Source organism: Enterobacter sp. 6722112, assembly GCF_058661685.1.
In genome coordinates, this window is sequence record NZ_JBZWGR010000007.1 from 1,865,000 (window position 1) to 1,880,471 (window position 15,472).

Below are 15,472 nucleotides of genomic sequence, written 5' to 3' on the forward strand. Positions count from 1 at the left end.
GGCAAGAACGGCTTATTTTTTTCGCAAAATCAGGATATTAACTGCCCATGAAGGGTAAATACAAAGCCGCAATCGCGCTATTACTGCTGCTATTTCTTGTGCCGCTGACGCTGCTGATGACGCTCGCCCAGTGGGTACCCACGCTTGCCGGGATCTGGCTTCCCGTTGGAACGCGCATCGCATTTGAAAAAAGCCCACGGCTCACGCGCCACGCCCTGATCATCCCCGATCTCCGCTATCTGGTAGAAGAGTGTGAAATTGCCCGCGTGGAAAACGTGACCCTGTCACATCCCAGCCGCTGGGATCTGGATATTGGCGCACTTACACTTAACTCTGTCTGCCTGAGCAAATTACCGCAATCGGCGCCCTCAACGGTGGCGCCGAAAACGCTGGCGCAGTGGCAGGCCATCCTGCCCAACACCTGGCTGACCATCCACCGCTTTACCCTTTCTCCCTGGCAGCAGTGGGAGGGTGAGCTGCAAGCCTCACTCACGCCAGCCCGCCAGGACATCACCTATAACGGCGAGCAGGTGAGCATTAAGGGGCAGTTGCGCGGCCAGACCCTCTCCATCAGCCAGTTCGATGTGCAACTGCCGGATCAGCCGCAGCCCGTGAAGCTGGTTGGTGAATTTACCCTGCCGCTGGTGCCGGACGGCGTGCCGGTGAAAGGGCATACGGTCGCGACCTTTAACGTGCCACAGTTATCCTCGCTGGTCGATGCCGATCTGGACTGGGAGGACAATCAGGGCCAGCTGGTGGTCATGGCGCGGGACAACCCCGAGCCGCTGCTCGATTTACCGTGGCAGATCACCGCTCAGCAGCTGACCATCAGCGACGGACGCTGGAACTGGTTAGCCTCCGGCGTGCCAATGAGCGGACGCGTCGGGCTGAAAGTGGATAACTGGCAGCAGGGGCTGGAGAAAGCCACCTTCACGGGGCGGCTCAACGTGCTGACCCAGGGGGATGCGGGTAAGGGCAACGCGGTGCTGAATATCGGTCCCGGCTCGCTCAGTATGGATAACAGCGCTATGCCGCTGCACCTGAGCGGGGAAGCCAAGCAAAACGATCTGATCCTGTATGCCAGGCTCCCGGCGATGCTGACCGGCAGCCTTTACGATCCGCAGCTTACGTTTGAACCCGGCGCTTTATTGCGCTCGCGCGGGCGCATCATCGACTCGCTGGATATCGATGAGATCCGCTGGCCGCTGGCGGGCGTGAAGCTCACGCAGAAGGGCGTGGACGGCCGCCTGCAAGCCATTCTGCGGGCGCATGAAAACGAGATGGGCGATTTTGAGCTGCATCTGGACGGCCAGGCTAACGACTTTTTACCGGACAACGGTTTGTGGCAGTGGCGCTACTGGGGTAAAGGGAATTTCACGCCAATGAACGCGCGCTGGGATGTCCGGGGAACCGGGGAGTGGCGCAACAACGTTATCGAACTGACCGATCTTTCCACGGGGTTCGACAAATTGCAGTACGGTACGATGCTGGTCAGCAAGCCGCGCCTGGTGCTGGATCACCCGGTGCGCTGGTCGCGGGACCCGGATAACCCCACCTTTAGCGGCGCGCTCGCGCTTAACGCCGGGCAAACAAGCTTTTCAGGCGGAAGCGTGCTGCCGCCGTCCGTTTTGACCTTCAGTGTTGACGGGACAGACCCGACGGTGTTCCAGTTTAAAGGGAACCTGCATGCGGACGACATCGGCCCGGTCCAGGTGAATGGACGCTGGGACGGCGAACGCCTTCGCGGTCAGGCCTGGTGGCCAAAACAGTCTCTTACGGTGTTTCAGCCGCTGATCCCGCCAGACTGGAAAATGACCCTGCGCGGCGGCGAAATGTACGCGCAGGTGGCTTTCTCCGCGGCCCCCGATCAGGGGTTTGAGGCCGGGGGGCACGGGGTGCTGAAAGCGGGCAGCGCGTGGATGCCGGATAACGAGATCAACGGCGTGGATTTTGTTCTTCCGTTCCGCTTAAGCCAGGGTACCTGGTCGCTGGGCACGCGCGGGCCGGTAACGTTACGAATCGACGAGGTGAAAAACCTGGTCACAGCCCGAAATATCACCGCGGATCTCCAGGGCGATTATCCCTGGACCGAAGCGAACCCGCTCCTGCTCACCAACGTGAAGGTGGAAGCGCTCGGCGGGAAAATCACCATGCAGCAGTTGAGAATGCCGCAGCACGATCCGGCTTTACTGCGCGTGGATAATATATCCTCCAGCGAACTCATAAGCGCGGTGAATCCGAAGCAGTTTGCCATGTCCGGCCCGGTGAGCGGCGCGCTGCCGTTCTGGCTGGACAATGAAAAATGGATCATTAAAGATGGCTGGCTGACCAACCCGGGGCCGATGACGCTGCGCATCGACCAGGACACGGCGGATGCCATTGTGAAAGACAATATGGTTGCAGGGGCGGCGATCAACTGGCTCCGCTATATGGAAATTTCGCAGTCGTGGACAAAACTCAATGTGGATAATCTGGGTGTGTTAACCATGCAGGCGGCCATTAAAGGCACCAGCCGCGTCGAAGGTAAAAGCAGTTTCGTAAATCTGAATTACACCCATGAAGAGAACATTTTTACCCTCTGGCGCAGCCTGCGCTTTGGGGACAATCTGCAAACATGGTTTGAGCAACATGCGGCGATACCCCTTCTCCGCGGTTCGACAGGCAAGGAAAGTGAGGAACAACAATGAAAAAGAGGGCTGGTGTACTCACCGTGGCCGTCGTCGCGCTGCTGTCAGGCTGCACGCCGCGCATTGAAGTGGCGGCGCCCAAAGAGCCGATCACCATCAACATGAACGTGAAAATCGAGCATGAAATCCATATCAAGGTGGATAAAGACGTTGAAGCCCTGCTGAAATCCCGCAGCGATCTGTTCTGAGGATGTCATGAAACGATTTGCTCTGATGTTACTGGCGCTGGGGATGAACGTTCACGCCGCCACGCTTACGCTCAACGATGCGCGTGCCCAGGGGCGCGTAGGGGAAACCCTGAGCGGCTATCTTGCGCCCGTTCAGCACGACGCTGAAACCCTGGCGCTGGTGAACCGTATCAACGCCGCACGCACGGAAAGTTACCAGCAGCTGGCTGACAGTAATAATTTGCCCGTCGACGAGGTGGCGAAAATGGCGGGACAAAAGCTGGTGGCCCGCGCGCAGCCGGGTGAGTACGTGAAGGGAATTAACGGCAAGTGGCTGAAAAAATAGCTAGCGATAACGCCTGCGGTATTCGCCCGGCGAAACCCCGAAACGCTGCTTAAAGGCGGTGGAAAAATGGCTATGGTCGGTGAAACCCCAGCTGTAGCCAATCCCCGCCAGCTTTTCGTCATCGCTGATGGAACGCAGCGCCTGAGCGCATAAATCGAGGCGACGGTTCTTAATATACTGCGCTACCACCAGCCCTTTCCCGGCAAACATGCGGTACAAGCTACGCACGGACATGCCGCTCTCTGAGGCTATCCACTCCGGTCTTAACGCCTCCGACTGAATATCATCATCAATCAGGGACAGAACGTGGCGGAACTGACGCTCCTTGCGCGGCAGCACCTCGTCACGCTGCTGGAAGGCCGGACGCAGCAGACACACCATCGCCTCAAGCGCCGCTTCGCTTTCACTGGCGCTGAGATCGGCATTGCCCATGCTCTCCTGTAGCAGACGGTAGCTCAGCTGTACGGTAGGCAGACTGCGGGAGAGGGGCAGCGCGCACCTCACTTCCTGAAAACGCGCGTGTTGCTCAATGATTTGTCGCGGGAGCAGGAGCGAAATCTGGCGGGAACGCTCCTGCCAGTAAATGGAGCACGGGCGGGAGGCGTCAATCAGCGTGATATCCCCGGCTTTCAGCATCGCGCGCTGGTCGTCCTGTTCGATTCCGGCGCTGCCTTCCAGCTGAAACACGGTGTAGAACCAGGCGTCGTTGCCGTTTCTGATCTCCTGACGGGTGCGAAACAGGTTAACGCCTGCGGCGGTCACCGTGCTCAGCTTCAGACTTTGGGTGTAGCTGGTTTCCAGCTCGCCGAGAAACGCCCCCTCTAACGGACGTGCCGCAAAGCGCCCACAAACCTGGTTAATTTGCGCCAGCCACTGCTGAAAATTGTCCTGTTCGCTTGCACACGCCATTGATGTTCTCGCTGCACCGTCACTCTTTTCGCATTGTTGCATTTATGTTGCATTTTGTCAGGGCTACGAGGCTGACTATAGGAAAGAACACTCAACGGTTACAGCGATATAAGCGGGAATTATCACGATTTGCGGACCCTGTCACAGCTGGCAAAGCGAATGTCACACAGACAAAAGCAGGAATGCGAATCCCCTCTTAGACTGCATACACACCCTGCGAAGCATAACGAAGGAGTATTCTATGTCCGAATCACATGTCGCCATCCTGCCGGGCGTGCAGCAGTTTTTAGATCGCCAGCACGGCCTGTGGATCGAAGGGCGTCAGGCGGCATCCGATAGCGAAAAGCGTCTGAACGTCTACAACCCGGCGACCGGAGAGGTTATTGCCTCTACCGCCGATGCCAGCGTCGATGATGTCGATCGTGCGGTGATGTCTGGCTGGCGCGCCTTTGTCGCCCGAAGCTGGGCCGGACGGCTGCCGGCAGAGCGGGAACGTATCCTGCTGCGGTTTGCGGATCTGGTGGAACAGCATGGCGAAGAGCTGGCACAGCTCGAAACCCTGGAGCAGGGGAAATCGATTAACATTTCCCGCGACTTCGAGGTGGGCTGCACCCTGAACTGGATGCGCTACACGGCAGGGCTGACCACCAAAATTGCCGGTAAAACTCTCGATCTCTCGATTCCACTGCCGCAGGGCGCGCGTTATCAGGCGTGGACGCGTAAAGAGCCGGTGGGAGTCGTGGCGGGGATTGTGCCGTGGAACTTCCCGCTGATGATTGGCATGTGGAAAGTGATGCCCGCGCTGGCGGCAGGTTGCTCCATCGTGATCAAACCGTCGGAAACCACGCCGCTCACCCTGTTACGGGTGGCGGAACTGGCGAGCGAGGCGGGGATCCCGGAGGGTGTGTTCAACGTGGTGACCGGCAGTGGCGCCGTCTGTGGCGCGGCGCTGACCTCGCACCCGCGCATTGCCAAAGTGAGCTTTACCGGTTCGACGGCGACGGGCAAGCAGATTGCCCGCGCGGCGGCGGACACGCTAACGGGCGTGACGCTGGAGCTGGGCGGCAAAAACCCGGCCATCGTGCTGAAAGATGCCGACCCGGCGTGGGTGATTGAAGGGCTGATGACCGGCAGCTTCCTGAACCAGGGGCAGGTCTGCGCGGCCAGCTCGCGCATTTATATTGAGGCTCCGCTGTTCGACACGCTGGTCAGCGGGTTTGAACAGGCCGTGAAATCCCTCAGCGTCGGGCCGGGCATGTCGCCGGAGGCGTTTATCAACCCGCTGGTGTCGCGCGCCCACTGCGATAAGGTTCAGGCGTTCCTGGATGAGGCGAAGGCGCACAATGCGGAGCTGATCGCCGGGAACCGGGGGCCAGACGGCAAAGGCTATTACGTTTCGCCAACGCTGGTGGTCAACCCGGATAATCATCTGCGACTGACGCGTGAAGAGGTCTTCGGGCCGGTGGTGAACCTGGTTCGTGTGGCCGATGGGGAAGAGGCGCTTCAGCTGGCGAACGACACTGAATATGGCTTAACGGCCAGCGTCTGGACGCAGAACATCAGTAAAGCGCTGGCGTATACCGACAGGTTACAGGCCGGAACAGTGTGGGTGAACAGCCACACGCTGATAGACGCCAACCTGCCGTTCGGCGGCATGAAGCAGTCCGGCACCGGGCGCGATTTCGGCCCCGACTGGCTGGACGGCTGGTGTGAAACCAAGTCGGTGTGTGTGCGGTATTAAAAAAACGCCGGGTGGCGGCTACGCCTTACCCGGCCTACGGGATGGAGGAAAAAGGTTGGTTTTGTAGGCCGGGTAAGCGCAGCGCCACCCGGCGTAACTTACAGCGACCACCGATCCCGCCCGACCTCCTTCGCCCTGTACAGCGCCGCATCGGCGCGGGCAATGATTTCCGCCCCGACTGGCTGGATGGCTGGTGTGAAACCAAGTCGGTGTGTGTGTGCGGTATTAAAAAAAACGCCGGGTGGCGGCTACGCCTTACCCGGCCTACGGGATCGAGGAAAAGGTTGGTTTTGTAGGCCGGGTAAGCGCAGCGCCACCCTGCGTAACTTACAGCGACCACCGATTCCGCCCGGCCTCCTTCGCCCTGTACAGCGCCGCATCGGCGCGGGCGATGATTTCCGGGCCGGCCAGCCCTGCGGTATAGCCTGCAATGCCCATACTCGCCGTCACACATTCACTAACCTTCGACGCGCTGTGCGGAATGGCTGCGTTGCGCAGGCCAGCCTGGATCCGCGCGGCGACTTTCTCAGCAACGCTTTCTTCGCAGTCAAAGAGGATCACCACAAACTCCTCGCCACCGTAGCGCGAAACCACATCCTCTGGCGTGCGCACCGAGGTGTTCAGCACCTCTGCCACCCGCGCGAGACACGCATCTCCGGCCTGGTGACCGTAGGTGTCGTTATACAGTTTGAAGTAATCGACATCCAGCATCAGCACCGCGAAGCGTTTGCCTTGCTCTACGGCATTTTCCAGCACCAGCTCCATCGCCCGGCGGTTGGCCGTTTTCGTCAGCGGATCCTGATGGGCCAGCGCATCCAGCCGTGAAATTAAACGCTGATTCTGCTGGTTGCGACGCCACGCCTCTTCAAACCAGCTCAACAGGATATAGCGCCCGCACACGAGAATGAACGTGAACACCACCCACAGCCCGGCAAAGCGATAATTAATTTCCTGATTCAGCAGCATGCTGGCAACGGGCAGGCTTACCCATAGCGGAACGGTGAAGCAGAGCAGTGCAACCGGGTGAAAATAGAGCGCGGTCATACCGGCCATCAGCAGGGTAACGAATATAGGCCAGGGATGAGGAAGCTGTAACACGTTGATAAACCAGTAACAACTTATCGACCACAGCAGGCTGCACATAAACAAAACGGCGCTGACGCCGCGGATGTGGCGCCAGGCCATGATCACCAGCGCTACGGAAAGGATCACCACGCCCAGCATGGAGGCGTCAATCATCTGCCGCAGAGGGGGGCTGATGTGCAGGAGGGCATCGATATGGCCGAACAGCGAATTGCGCAGCAGGACCATAAGGGCAAAGCTGGCATTCACAAAGGCGAGCCACGGCAGGTTCACGGCCAGCCCGTGAACAACCATTGATTTACGGGTAGGCCATATCGCGGGTTCGGGTGTGGCTGGATGTCTTTTTTCCATTGAAGAGAATTTTCCTTGAGCGGGCGGAACGTCCGCCCGCGAGTGCTGCCTTTACGGGGTCACAATGTTAAACCAGAATTCAAATTTATCCATGTAACCGAGCATGGCATCAAGTTTTGCGGCATCGCCGGTCACTTTGATATCGCCGTTATCCTGCGCCTGTTTAAGCGTCACTTCTTTCAGGATGATTTTATTCAGCGTATCGCGGTTGAGGGTCACGGTCGCGTCAGCGTCTTTCGCTTCGGCGTTCGCCGTGTGGTTCAGCACGCCATTTTCCAGCTCCAGCTTGTATTTACCGCCGTCGCTGCCGAGGTCGATGTTAAACACCGATTTTGCATCCGCCGCTTTTTCACCGTTAATGTGCACCGCCAGATAGTCAAAGAACATTTCTGGCGTCATCGCGCGCACGGTATCCGGGCTGGCGGTGTTCGGGGTCGGTCCTTTCACCACGCCGTTACGCAGCTCCTGGGCGCCGGTCAGGTAGAAGTTACGCCACGGGCCTGATTCAGCCTGATAACCCAGCTGCTCCAGCGCATCCGCTTCCAGGTTTCGCGCGGCCTGATTATTTGGATCGGCAAAGACCACTTTGCTGACCACCTGAGCCACCCAGCGGTAGTTCCCCTGGTCAAAGTCGGTTTTCGCTTTGCTCAGGATGGCATCCGCACCGCCCATGTAGTCCACAAATTTCTTCGCGGCTTCTTCAGGCGGCAGTTCGTCCAGGGTCGCCGGGTTGCCGTCAAACCAGCCTAAATAGAGCACGTAGGTCGCTTTAACGTCATGGCTGACAGAACCGTAATAGCCACGGTTTGCCCAGGTATTGGCCAGGGAGTTTGGCAGTTTGAAGTTGGCGGCAATCTCGTCACGGGTCAGCCCTTCGTTCGCCATGCGCAGGGTCTGGTCGTTGATGTAGCGATACAGGTCGCGCTGGCTTTTCAGCAGGTTAACCACGTTGTCGTTGCCCCATGTCGGCCAGTGGTGCTGCGCCATAATGATTTCGGCTTTATCACCCCAGCGTACAATCGCCTGGTTGATGTATTTCGACCATGGCAACGGCTCACGAATTTTCGCGCCGCGCAGGGAGTAGGTGTTGTGCAGGGTATGGGTGACATCTTCCGCTGACTCGATCAGCTTTTTCTCTTCGATATACCAGAGCATCTCAGAAGGCGCTTCCGATCCCGGCGCGAGCATAAAATCATAGGTCAGGCCGTCGATCACCTCTTTCTGACCATCTTTCTCGATGATATTGGTCGGGGCGATCAGGGTCACCGTCCCGGCGGAGGTGGTGGTGCCGAGACCCGCGCCGACCTGGCCCTTCGCATCCGGCTTCAGCAGGTTGCCGTACATATAGCTGGCGCGGCGGCTCATGACGTTACCCGCCATGATATTCTCCGCGACGGCGGCCTCCATAAATCCGGCGGGCGCGTAGATTTTCACCTTACCGGACTTCACATCTGCTTCATCCACCACGCCGCGCACGCCGCCATAGTGGTCAACGTGGCTGTGGGTGTAAATAACGGCGACCACAGGCTTATTACCGCGATTTTTATAGTAAAGATCCATCCCGATTTTGGCCGTTTCCGCCGACACCAGCGGGTCGACCACGGTAATGCCTTCTTTACCTTCAATAATGGTCATGTTTGACAGGTCGAGGTTACGGATCTGGTAGACGCCTTCGGTCACTTCAAACAGACCGCTGATGTTAATCAGCTGGGACTGACGCCATAAGCTCGGGTTAACCGAGTCGGGCGCCTTATCGCCTTCTTTGATAAAAGCGTACTGCTGCGGATCCCAGACGGTGTTGCCTTGCTCACCTTTGATAATGTCCTGAGGCAGCGGGGCAATAAACCCTTTGTGGGCGTTGGTAAAATCGGTGTTATCGGAGAAAGGAAGCTTGTTGAAGAGTGCGTTGTTGGCCTGTTGCGTTGCTGCGGTGGCATCCTTAGGTGCTTCTGCGGCCCAGGCGGAACTGGCAGAAATAAAACATCCCGCCAGCGCGAGACTCCTGACGATCTCATTGATTCTCATCCTAAAACCTCTCAGTAAACTGTGACGTTGTTTGTGGGGACTTCGAATCCTGGTGAAAGTGTGTCAAGAAATGCAAAAGGATTAAGCGAGGTAACAATAACTATAATCGGGGAGAGTAATTCAGCAAGTAAGCGGATGAAAAACCGGGCATTACGCCCGGTCGGTGGGTTATTTCTGCTCTTTTTTCTTGCCGAGCGTTGGCGTCTCGTCAAAGAAATTCCACGGCTTGAGTAACGTGTGCACCCATTCCGTCGGCATTATCGGCCACTCCTCGGCGCGGGCGACATGGGTGGTGCCGGTGGTCATCCAGATGACGTTATCCTGGTCGTTCAGCGATTCGTTATCTTTGCTGTACTGGCCGAGGCCGGTATCGTGCGTGGAACGGTTCGGGTATTTTCCCTCCGGGTACATCTCGTCGGGATGGTAACGCGTCACCCACAGCTGTTTATCCATAAAGCTCAGGCGGTGATAAATCCACTCGTCCGGGGCAAACTTCGCGCCGGACGCTACCGGGTGTGTGCCGCCCGCGTAAGGGATGATCTGATACGAGACCGGGTTGCCCATGCGGTTCTCTTTGCTGGTATTGCTCAGCAGGCGGATGGTGCCCGGGTCAAACTTCTGCGCCGCCTGCTGTTCGGTATCAATATCATACTGATTAACCTGCATGGTGCTGGTGCGCGGTCCGCCAGCGGTGTTCGGTTTGACGTCCGGATCCATGGCCACCAGCTTATTGTTGATGCCGTCCACGTCCATATCCAGACGGAAGTTGTAGATGTGCTGGTGGGTGGTACCGACAATATTATGGTCGATCAGCGTTCCGTATCGGGTGTCATCCTTCGCGGTGGCATCATGCATGGTTTTCGTCTGCACGCCTTTCACCGCTTCAATGCCCGTAGCCCCTGCATCAATGCCGATAGTGCCGTTTTCGTGGAATACCCAGTCGAAGATGTAATCGTAGTTACCCACGGTGCTGACCCAGCGCACCACCAGCTCGCGGCGTTCGGTGCTGACGTTGGGTTTACCTAATTCCTGATGCTTATATTCCGGCCCGGCGTAACGCTCGAAAATGGCGATCGCCCTGGGGATCTCCATTGGCGCGCCGGTGTAATCCGGGATGGTTTCGTTGAGCATCACGGCGTTAGACGGAACATCCTTGCCGCGCACCAGCGGGGAGGTCAGGGTACCCATGCCGTAATCGCCGGAGTCCAGATAGGCTTTAAAGTACCAGCCGATATCCGGGTCGCCGTACGGCACAATCATGCCGCCGAGCGATCCCTGATACATCACCTGTCGCTTTTTGCCGTTGTCGTTATAGGTCACGGTGGAGATTATCGGGCCGACGCGTGAGTCCAGGCTCAGATGAAAATCCCAGTTCTGCCAGTGCACCCTATCCCCGGTGATGGTGTAGTTCTTGCCTTCCGGCTCGATAATTTCCAGCGGTTTTTTCACCGTTTCAACGCGGTCGCGGCCATCATAAGGGCGCGGCGTGAGCGGAACCGGCACGACCGGGCCTTCCTCAATCTTCTGGATTTTCTTCTGCTCGAGATCCACCACCGCAACCAGGTTTTCGATCGGGTGCGCCCAGTAGTTACCGTCGCCCACGTCGAGATAGCTGATCACTTTCAGCAGGCGGTCTTCCTGTTTCAGCCCATCCTTGCCGTCAAAAAAGCCGACGGTAAGCGGAGTGGTGATCACTTTCTTCGGGTCGGTAATGCCGCGCTTTTTCAGCACGGCGGCAAACTCCGGGCTTTCATTGATGATCTGCTGCACGGTATTGAAGTCATCCAGCAGCACCATGCCGTGCGCGTCTTTGATCGGCTCCCAGCGGAGGATCTTTTTGTCCTTCAGATCCACCCGGCTTTCGATGATGTGTTTACCATCAAGCATGATGATATTGGCCTGGCGGGGCGCATCCACCGCCGTGCCGTTAAGCACAAAGTCCCAGACTTTGGCCTTTTCTGGCTCCGCCAGCGCAATCTGGGTAAAGCGGGTATTGGGTTTAAAATCCGCAGAGGCTTTCACAATGGCTACGGCCTGGTTGATTTCATCAGCCGTCAGCGCGTTTAACGGGTGGGGGCTTTTTTCAACCTGGAATGTCTGATCAAGACCGGACTGAAAGACATCGTTGATAAAGGTCTCCGGGATAAACGCCTTATTGTTCTTCATCACCACGGGCACCTGGAGCGTCAGCGGTTTGCCGTTAACGATGGCGGTATTTGCGCCGGGTTTGACCTTCACAAAGGCACCGTCTTTGACGATGGTGAACATCTGGGCGTAATCATCCTACTGCACGTCCGCGCCAAACGCCTGAAGCGTTTTGTCCATCGGGACCATATGCGCCTCGCTGCCGTGAGCGTAAACAGGGGATTGCCAGGCGCAACAGAGCGCAACGGCCATGGCCAGTGCCGTTCTACGGGCAGAAAAAGAAGAATTGCTTCCCATCGCAGACCTCATCTTGTTGTGTTTATTGTGTTGTGTCAGCCTTATCCTGACAGGCGCGCACGAAAAGCGTTTGCCTGCATCTGCCAGGTTGTTTGTCAGTCTTGCCAGGTTAAAAAAAGAGCGGGGGTAAATCACACCCCCGTGACAGATAAAGTGTGCTTCAGTAAGGCGAGCTATCGAGATGCATGCGGACATCAAAACCTGCCGTCGTGAACGAATAAACCGTACCGCGAACGCGAAGATAAATGTCTCCATTTTTAATTGCCACAGAAGCTTTATCGTCATCGGTGATCATGACGGGATTGATATCTTTAATGTTAGACATGAAGTCTTCCGGGCTTTTTTTCGCATCAACGAGATAAATATGATACCTGTTTTTAGATAGTGAGCCCGTCTCAACCTGGGTGATGTAAAGAGTTAAACGATCGTTAACCTTGATTTTTTCCTGCAAGTTTCATACACGGTAAACAGATCGCGGAAAGGGTATGCAATGAATATAAGAAAAATAAAGATAATGACTCCAGTTCGCCAGTTAAAAACCCGAACGTCGCGCATAATCTATTCCTGCCCTTATCCATAACTGATCGACTGGGTCATCACCGTAATTATTATTGTTCTGGAATTTTGCAAATTCGGCAGGATCGCTTGTCCCGGCGAGAATCTGTGCAGTACCTGCCCCCCGGAGCAAAATTCCCTCAGGAATGCCTGCTGCCGCACCAACGGCACCGTAATGAAAATTGCCAAAATTAGCATACTCTGCACGGCCTTGTTTGTAATCCCAGGGACCATGGTTTCTGACCATTTGATAAAACCATATGTAGGTCATTAATGAGGGTCCACCATGGAATCGCGCTATTACCATGTGGCTAACCACGTCCACGCCAGGTGGTGCAAAGGATGCAATATTATAGGGTGTTGAATAGGAAGGAGTGCGCATATTTAACGCTCAGCCCAACAGTCTGCAAACTGTATATTACCATCGCAATATGTCCATGTTATTTTATCATAGCGTAGCTCCACGACTTCAAGATGATTATGTTTTTCTTTCATCGGGTCTTTAATGTCATGCATCAATGGCGTGACGGAAACGACGCGAATATTATCGAGACGCATATTGTAATATTCTACTTCCTGTCCGGCGTCATTAATGCGATACCACCTGAACTCAGCCGTTTTAAGGGTTTGGCCAGTCGCAACGGCTTTCATCAGGTAAGGGGAGGAGGAATCGATTTCTTTTTGAAATACGACTGGGGCATGGTTACGTTTACTGGTAATTTTCCCGGTCAATGGATCGGTTGGGAGGCGAAGATTGTGTGTAAAGCCAGTGACTTCAATGCTTCCCTCACGGTAACGAACATCCACCGAGCCTGTAATTTTTGACCCACCATCGTCAGTTAAGAAAAGGTAAACAGGAATTGCCATAGTTTGTTAATCATCCATGTAATTTAATGCGGGAATATTCCCGGAGCTAAATAATAACCATGCTAACTACATGGTCAATTTGCTTAGTGTTTCCGGTTGTAACTTATCCAAACCAGGCAGACTGGATGGTTCGATTAATCAAAGCCAACCAGTCCCTGTTTTACCTTCCGCTGATTGTGATGCGCTCAAACACTCGAGACCGCAAGGTTAATGCCATTGCTTTGATTAAAAGTCACCCTGCTGGCGCGCCACCAGCGTCAGGATGGAGTAGAGCGCCACGGCCTGCTGGTGCTGGTTGAAGATCTCCACCGCCCATTCCACCACGCCGGTGGGTTTTTCCTCGGCAGTGCGCTGTTTCTTCAGCGTTTTACGTTTACAGGTCAGGCGCACCTGAATGGTATCGCCCGGCTTGACCGGCTCGATAAAGCGTAGGTTTTCCATACCGTAGTTGGCAATAACCGGCCCAACCCCGGCATCGACAAACAGCCCCGCTGCGGCGGAAATCAGGAAATAACCGTGTACCACGCGCTCACCAAAAATCGACTCCGCCGCGCCAATTTTGTCCATATGGGCGTAGAAATGATCCCCGCTCAGGCAGGCAAAATTCACGATATCCGCTTCCGTCAGGGTACGACGCGGGGTCAGCAGGCTGTCGCCCGGCTGTAACTCCTCGAAGTATTTACGGAAGGGATGAACGCGATCTTCCTGCACCTCCGCGCCACGGACCCACTGTTTACCGATCGCGGCGAGCATGGACGGGCTGCCCTGAATGGCCGTGCGCTGAAGATAGTGCTTCACCGCGCGCAGGCCGCCCAGCTCTTCGCCGCCGCCCGCACGTCCCGGACCACCGTGCACCAGTTGTGGCAGCGGTGAACCGTGGCCGGTGGATTCTTTCGAGGATTCCTGGTTGAGGATCTGAATACGTCCGTGGGCGCGCGCTGCCCCGGCAATAAACTGCCGCGCCACGCGGGTATCTGCCGTAACCAGCGTTCCCGCCAGGCTGCCGCCGCCCGCCCGCGCCAGCTGCATGGCGTGTTCGGTGTTACGGCAGGGCATCAGGGTTGCGACGGGGCCAAAGGCTTCGGTGGCGTGAACGGCCGGGGTTTCGTCCGGCTGCGGGCAGAACAGCAGGGTGGGCGGGAAGAATGCGCCAGCCGCCTGCAAATCAGCTTTACCACCCAGACGGATCTGGCAGCCCGCGGCAAGCAGATGATCGACTTTTTCCTGCACGTCAGCACGTTGCTCACCGTTGACGAGGGCCCCCATCTTCACCCCTTCCTGGGCCGGATCGCCGACGACTACTTTCTCCAGCCGCGCAATCAGCGCCTGGCTGACGGCGTCAATCTGCGCTTCCGGCACGATGATGCGGCGGATGGCGGTACATTTTTGTCCGGCTTTGGCGGTCATCTCGCGCACCACTTCTCGGATAAACAGCGCAAACTCCGGGTGTTCCGGCGTCACGTCCTCACCCAGCACGCAGCAGTTGAGAGAATCTGCTTCCATGGTAAACGGAATGGAATGCGCGACGATATTCGGGTGGACGCGCAGACTCTGCCCGGTGCTGGCCGATCCGGTAAACGTCACCACGTCCTGGCTGTCGAGCCGGTTCAGCAGATCGCCCGCGCCACCGCAGATCAGGCTGATGGCGCCGTCGGGCACCAGTCCGCTCTCGACGATCGCTTTCACCATCGCCTGAGTCACCTGCGCGGTGGCGGTGGCGGGCTTGATGATGGCGGGCATCCCGGCAAGCCAGGTGGGCGCGAGCTTTTCCAGCATCCCCCAGCACGGGAAGTTGAACGCGTTGATATGCACCGCCACGCCGGATTTCGACGTTAACACGTGACGTGCCGCAAAGCCGCCTTCCTTCGACAGCGGGATCAGCTCATCCTCCGGCCACAGGGTATCGTCCGGCAGCTCACGGCTGCCGAGGCTTGCGTAGGTGAAGAGGGTGCCGATACCGCCTTCAATATCCACCCAGCTGTCGGCCTTCGTCGCGCCGGTCTGAGCTGACAGGGCATAAAAGCGATCCTTCTGGCTCAGCAGATGTTTGGCCACCGCCTTCAGCATGGCGGCGCGCTCGATAAAGCTCATTGCGTGGAGCGCTTCTCCGCCGTGTTCAATGGCGTAACGGCGCGCGGCCGCCATATCCAGCCCTTCGCTGGTGACTTCAAATAGCGTTTCCCCGCTGATGGCGTGGGTGATGGTGCGCTCGCGGCCCCGGCCTGATTGCCAGGTGCCGGACAAGAAGCTGGCTAACTGCTGCATTTCTTCTCTCCAGATGTTTCGTGATTTCACTATA

Annotated in this window: 11 protein-coding genes and 1 pseudogene; 4 read left to right on the forward strand and 8 right to left on the reverse strand. The window is 56.9% G+C overall.

What is annotated here, in order from left to right:
- The first annotated feature begins 47 nt into the window (after window positions 1-47).
- The 3 genes from AC4OVU_RS10510 to AC4OVU_RS10520 are packed head-to-tail and all read left to right on the forward strand — an operon-like array spanning window position 48 to window position 3,200.
- The gene (locus AC4OVU_RS10510) at window positions 48-2,687 is read left to right on the forward strand and encodes a YdbH family protein (RefSeq protein ID WP_110292948.1); all 2,640 of its coding nucleotides are present in this window, start codon (window positions 48-50) and stop codon (window positions 2,685-2,687) included.
- Complete coding sequence (locus AC4OVU_RS10515) at window positions 2,684-2,875, forward strand: YnbE family lipoprotein (RefSeq protein WP_003857369.1); 192 nt, start codon at window positions 2,684-2,686, stop codon at window positions 2,873-2,875. Before AC4OVU_RS10510 ends, AC4OVU_RS10515 begins: the two co-directional genes overlap by 4 nt.
- A 7-nt stretch (window positions 2,876-2,882) precedes the next feature.
- Window positions 2,883-3,200, forward strand: coding sequence for a YdbL family probable chaperone protein (locus AC4OVU_RS10520; RefSeq protein WP_023296550.1), 318 nt, complete (start codon window positions 2,883-2,885; stop codon window positions 3,198-3,200).
- Here AC4OVU_RS10520 and feaR read toward each other — a convergent pair whose 3' ends face one another.
- The gene (gene feaR / locus AC4OVU_RS10525) at window positions 3,201-4,109 is read right to left on the reverse strand and encodes a transcriptional regulator FeaR (RefSeq protein ID WP_110292949.1); all 909 of its coding nucleotides are present in this window, start codon (window positions 4,107-4,109) and stop codon (window positions 3,201-3,203) included.
- A gap of 241 nt (window positions 4,110-4,350) precedes the next feature.
- On the opposite strand from feaR, the gene AC4OVU_RS10530 reads away from it, so the two are divergent.
- Window positions 4,351-5,850 carry an aldehyde dehydrogenase family protein gene (locus AC4OVU_RS10530; RefSeq protein WP_491928674.1) on the forward strand — a complete coding sequence of 500 codons (1,500 nt, stop codon included), beginning with the start codon at window positions 4,351-4,353 and terminating at the stop codon, window positions 5,848-5,850.
- 327 nt (window positions 5,851-6,177) lie between these two features.
- Here AC4OVU_RS10530 and AC4OVU_RS10535 read toward each other — a convergent pair whose 3' ends face one another.
- From AC4OVU_RS10535 to paaZ, 7 genes and pseudogenes are all read right to left on the reverse strand, one after another.
- On the reverse strand, window positions 6,178-7,284 hold the full coding sequence (locus tag AC4OVU_RS10535) for a GGDEF domain-containing protein (RefSeq protein ID WP_023296554.1): 1,107 nt from the start codon (window positions 7,282-7,284) through the stop codon (window positions 6,178-6,180).
- A gap of 51 nt (window positions 7,285-7,335) precedes the next feature.
- Complete coding sequence (locus AC4OVU_RS10540; RefSeq protein ID WP_110292950.1) at window positions 7,336-9,309, reverse strand: alkyl/aryl-sulfatase; 1,974 nt, start codon at window positions 9,307-9,309, stop codon at window positions 7,336-7,338.
- A gap of 168 nt (window positions 9,310-9,477) precedes the next feature.
- Window positions 9,478-11,751: pseudogene (gene tynA, locus AC4OVU_RS10545) on the reverse strand (primary-amine oxidase).
- Window positions 11,752-11,911: 160 nt separating this feature from the next.
- On the reverse strand, window positions 11,912-12,076 hold the full coding sequence (locus tag AC4OVU_RS10550; protein WP_258364708.1) for a hypothetical protein: 165 nt from the start codon (window positions 12,074-12,076) through the stop codon (window positions 11,912-11,914).
- Between the two features lie 207 nt (window positions 12,077-12,283).
- The gene (locus AC4OVU_RS10555) at window positions 12,284-12,577 is read right to left on the reverse strand and encodes a polymorphic toxin type 44 domain-containing protein (protein WP_223825170.1); all 294 of its coding nucleotides are present in this window, start codon (window positions 12,575-12,577) and stop codon (window positions 12,284-12,286) included.
- A 113-nt stretch (window positions 12,578-12,690) separates the two neighbouring features.
- The gene (locus AC4OVU_RS10560; RefSeq protein ID WP_023303677.1) at window positions 12,691-13,173 is read right to left on the reverse strand and encodes an Hcp family type VI secretion system effector; all 483 of its coding nucleotides are present in this window, start codon (window positions 13,171-13,173) and stop codon (window positions 12,691-12,693) included.
- A gap of 225 nt (window positions 13,174-13,398) precedes the next feature.
- Window positions 13,399-15,438 carry a phenylacetic acid degradation bifunctional protein PaaZ gene (gene paaZ, locus AC4OVU_RS10565; protein ID WP_110292951.1) on the reverse strand — a complete coding sequence of 680 codons (2,040 nt, stop codon included), beginning with the start codon at window positions 15,436-15,438 and terminating at the stop codon, window positions 13,399-13,401.
- Between the last annotated feature and the right edge of the window lie 34 nt (window positions 15,439-15,472).

Bases quoted from the DNA above. Each gene is read 5' to 3' on its own strand.
- AC4OVU_RS10510 (WP_110292948.1), top strand. From the start codon at position 48: ATGAAGGGTAAATACAAAGCCGCAATCGCGCTATTACTGCTGCTATTT.
- AC4OVU_RS10515 (WP_003857369.1), top strand. From the start codon at position 2,684: ATGAAAAAGAGGGCTGGTGTACTCACCGTGGCCGTCGTCGCGCTGCTG.
- AC4OVU_RS10520 (WP_023296550.1), top strand. From the start codon at position 2,883: ATGAAACGATTTGCTCTGATGTTACTGGCGCTGGGGATGAACGTTCAC.
- feaR (WP_110292949.1), bottom strand. From the start codon at position 4,109: ATGGCGTGTGCAAGCGAACAGGACAATTTTCAGCAGTGGCTGGCGCAA.
- AC4OVU_RS10530 (WP_491928674.1), top strand. From the start codon at position 4,351: ATGTCCGAATCACATGTCGCCATCCTGCCGGGCGTGCAGCAGTTTTTA.
- AC4OVU_RS10535 (WP_023296554.1), bottom strand. From the start codon at position 7,284: ATGGAAAAAAGACATCCAGCCACACCCGAACCCGCGATATGGCCTACC.
- AC4OVU_RS10540 (WP_110292950.1), bottom strand. From the start codon at position 9,309: ATGAGAATCAATGAGATCGTCAGGAGTCTCGCGCTGGCGGGATGTTTT.
- AC4OVU_RS10550 (WP_258364708.1), bottom strand. From the start codon at position 12,076: ATGTCTAACATTAAAGATATCAATCCCGTCATGATCACCGATGACGAT.
- AC4OVU_RS10555 (WP_223825170.1), bottom strand. From the start codon at position 12,577: ATGACCTACATATGGTTTTATCAAATGGTCAGAAACCATGGTCCCTGG.
- AC4OVU_RS10560 (WP_023303677.1), bottom strand. From the start codon at position 13,173: ATGGCAATTCCTGTTTACCTTTTCTTAACTGACGATGGTGGGTCAAAA.
- paaZ (WP_110292951.1), bottom strand. From the start codon at position 15,438: ATGCAGCAGTTAGCCAGCTTCTTGTCCGGCACCTGGCAATCAGGCCGG.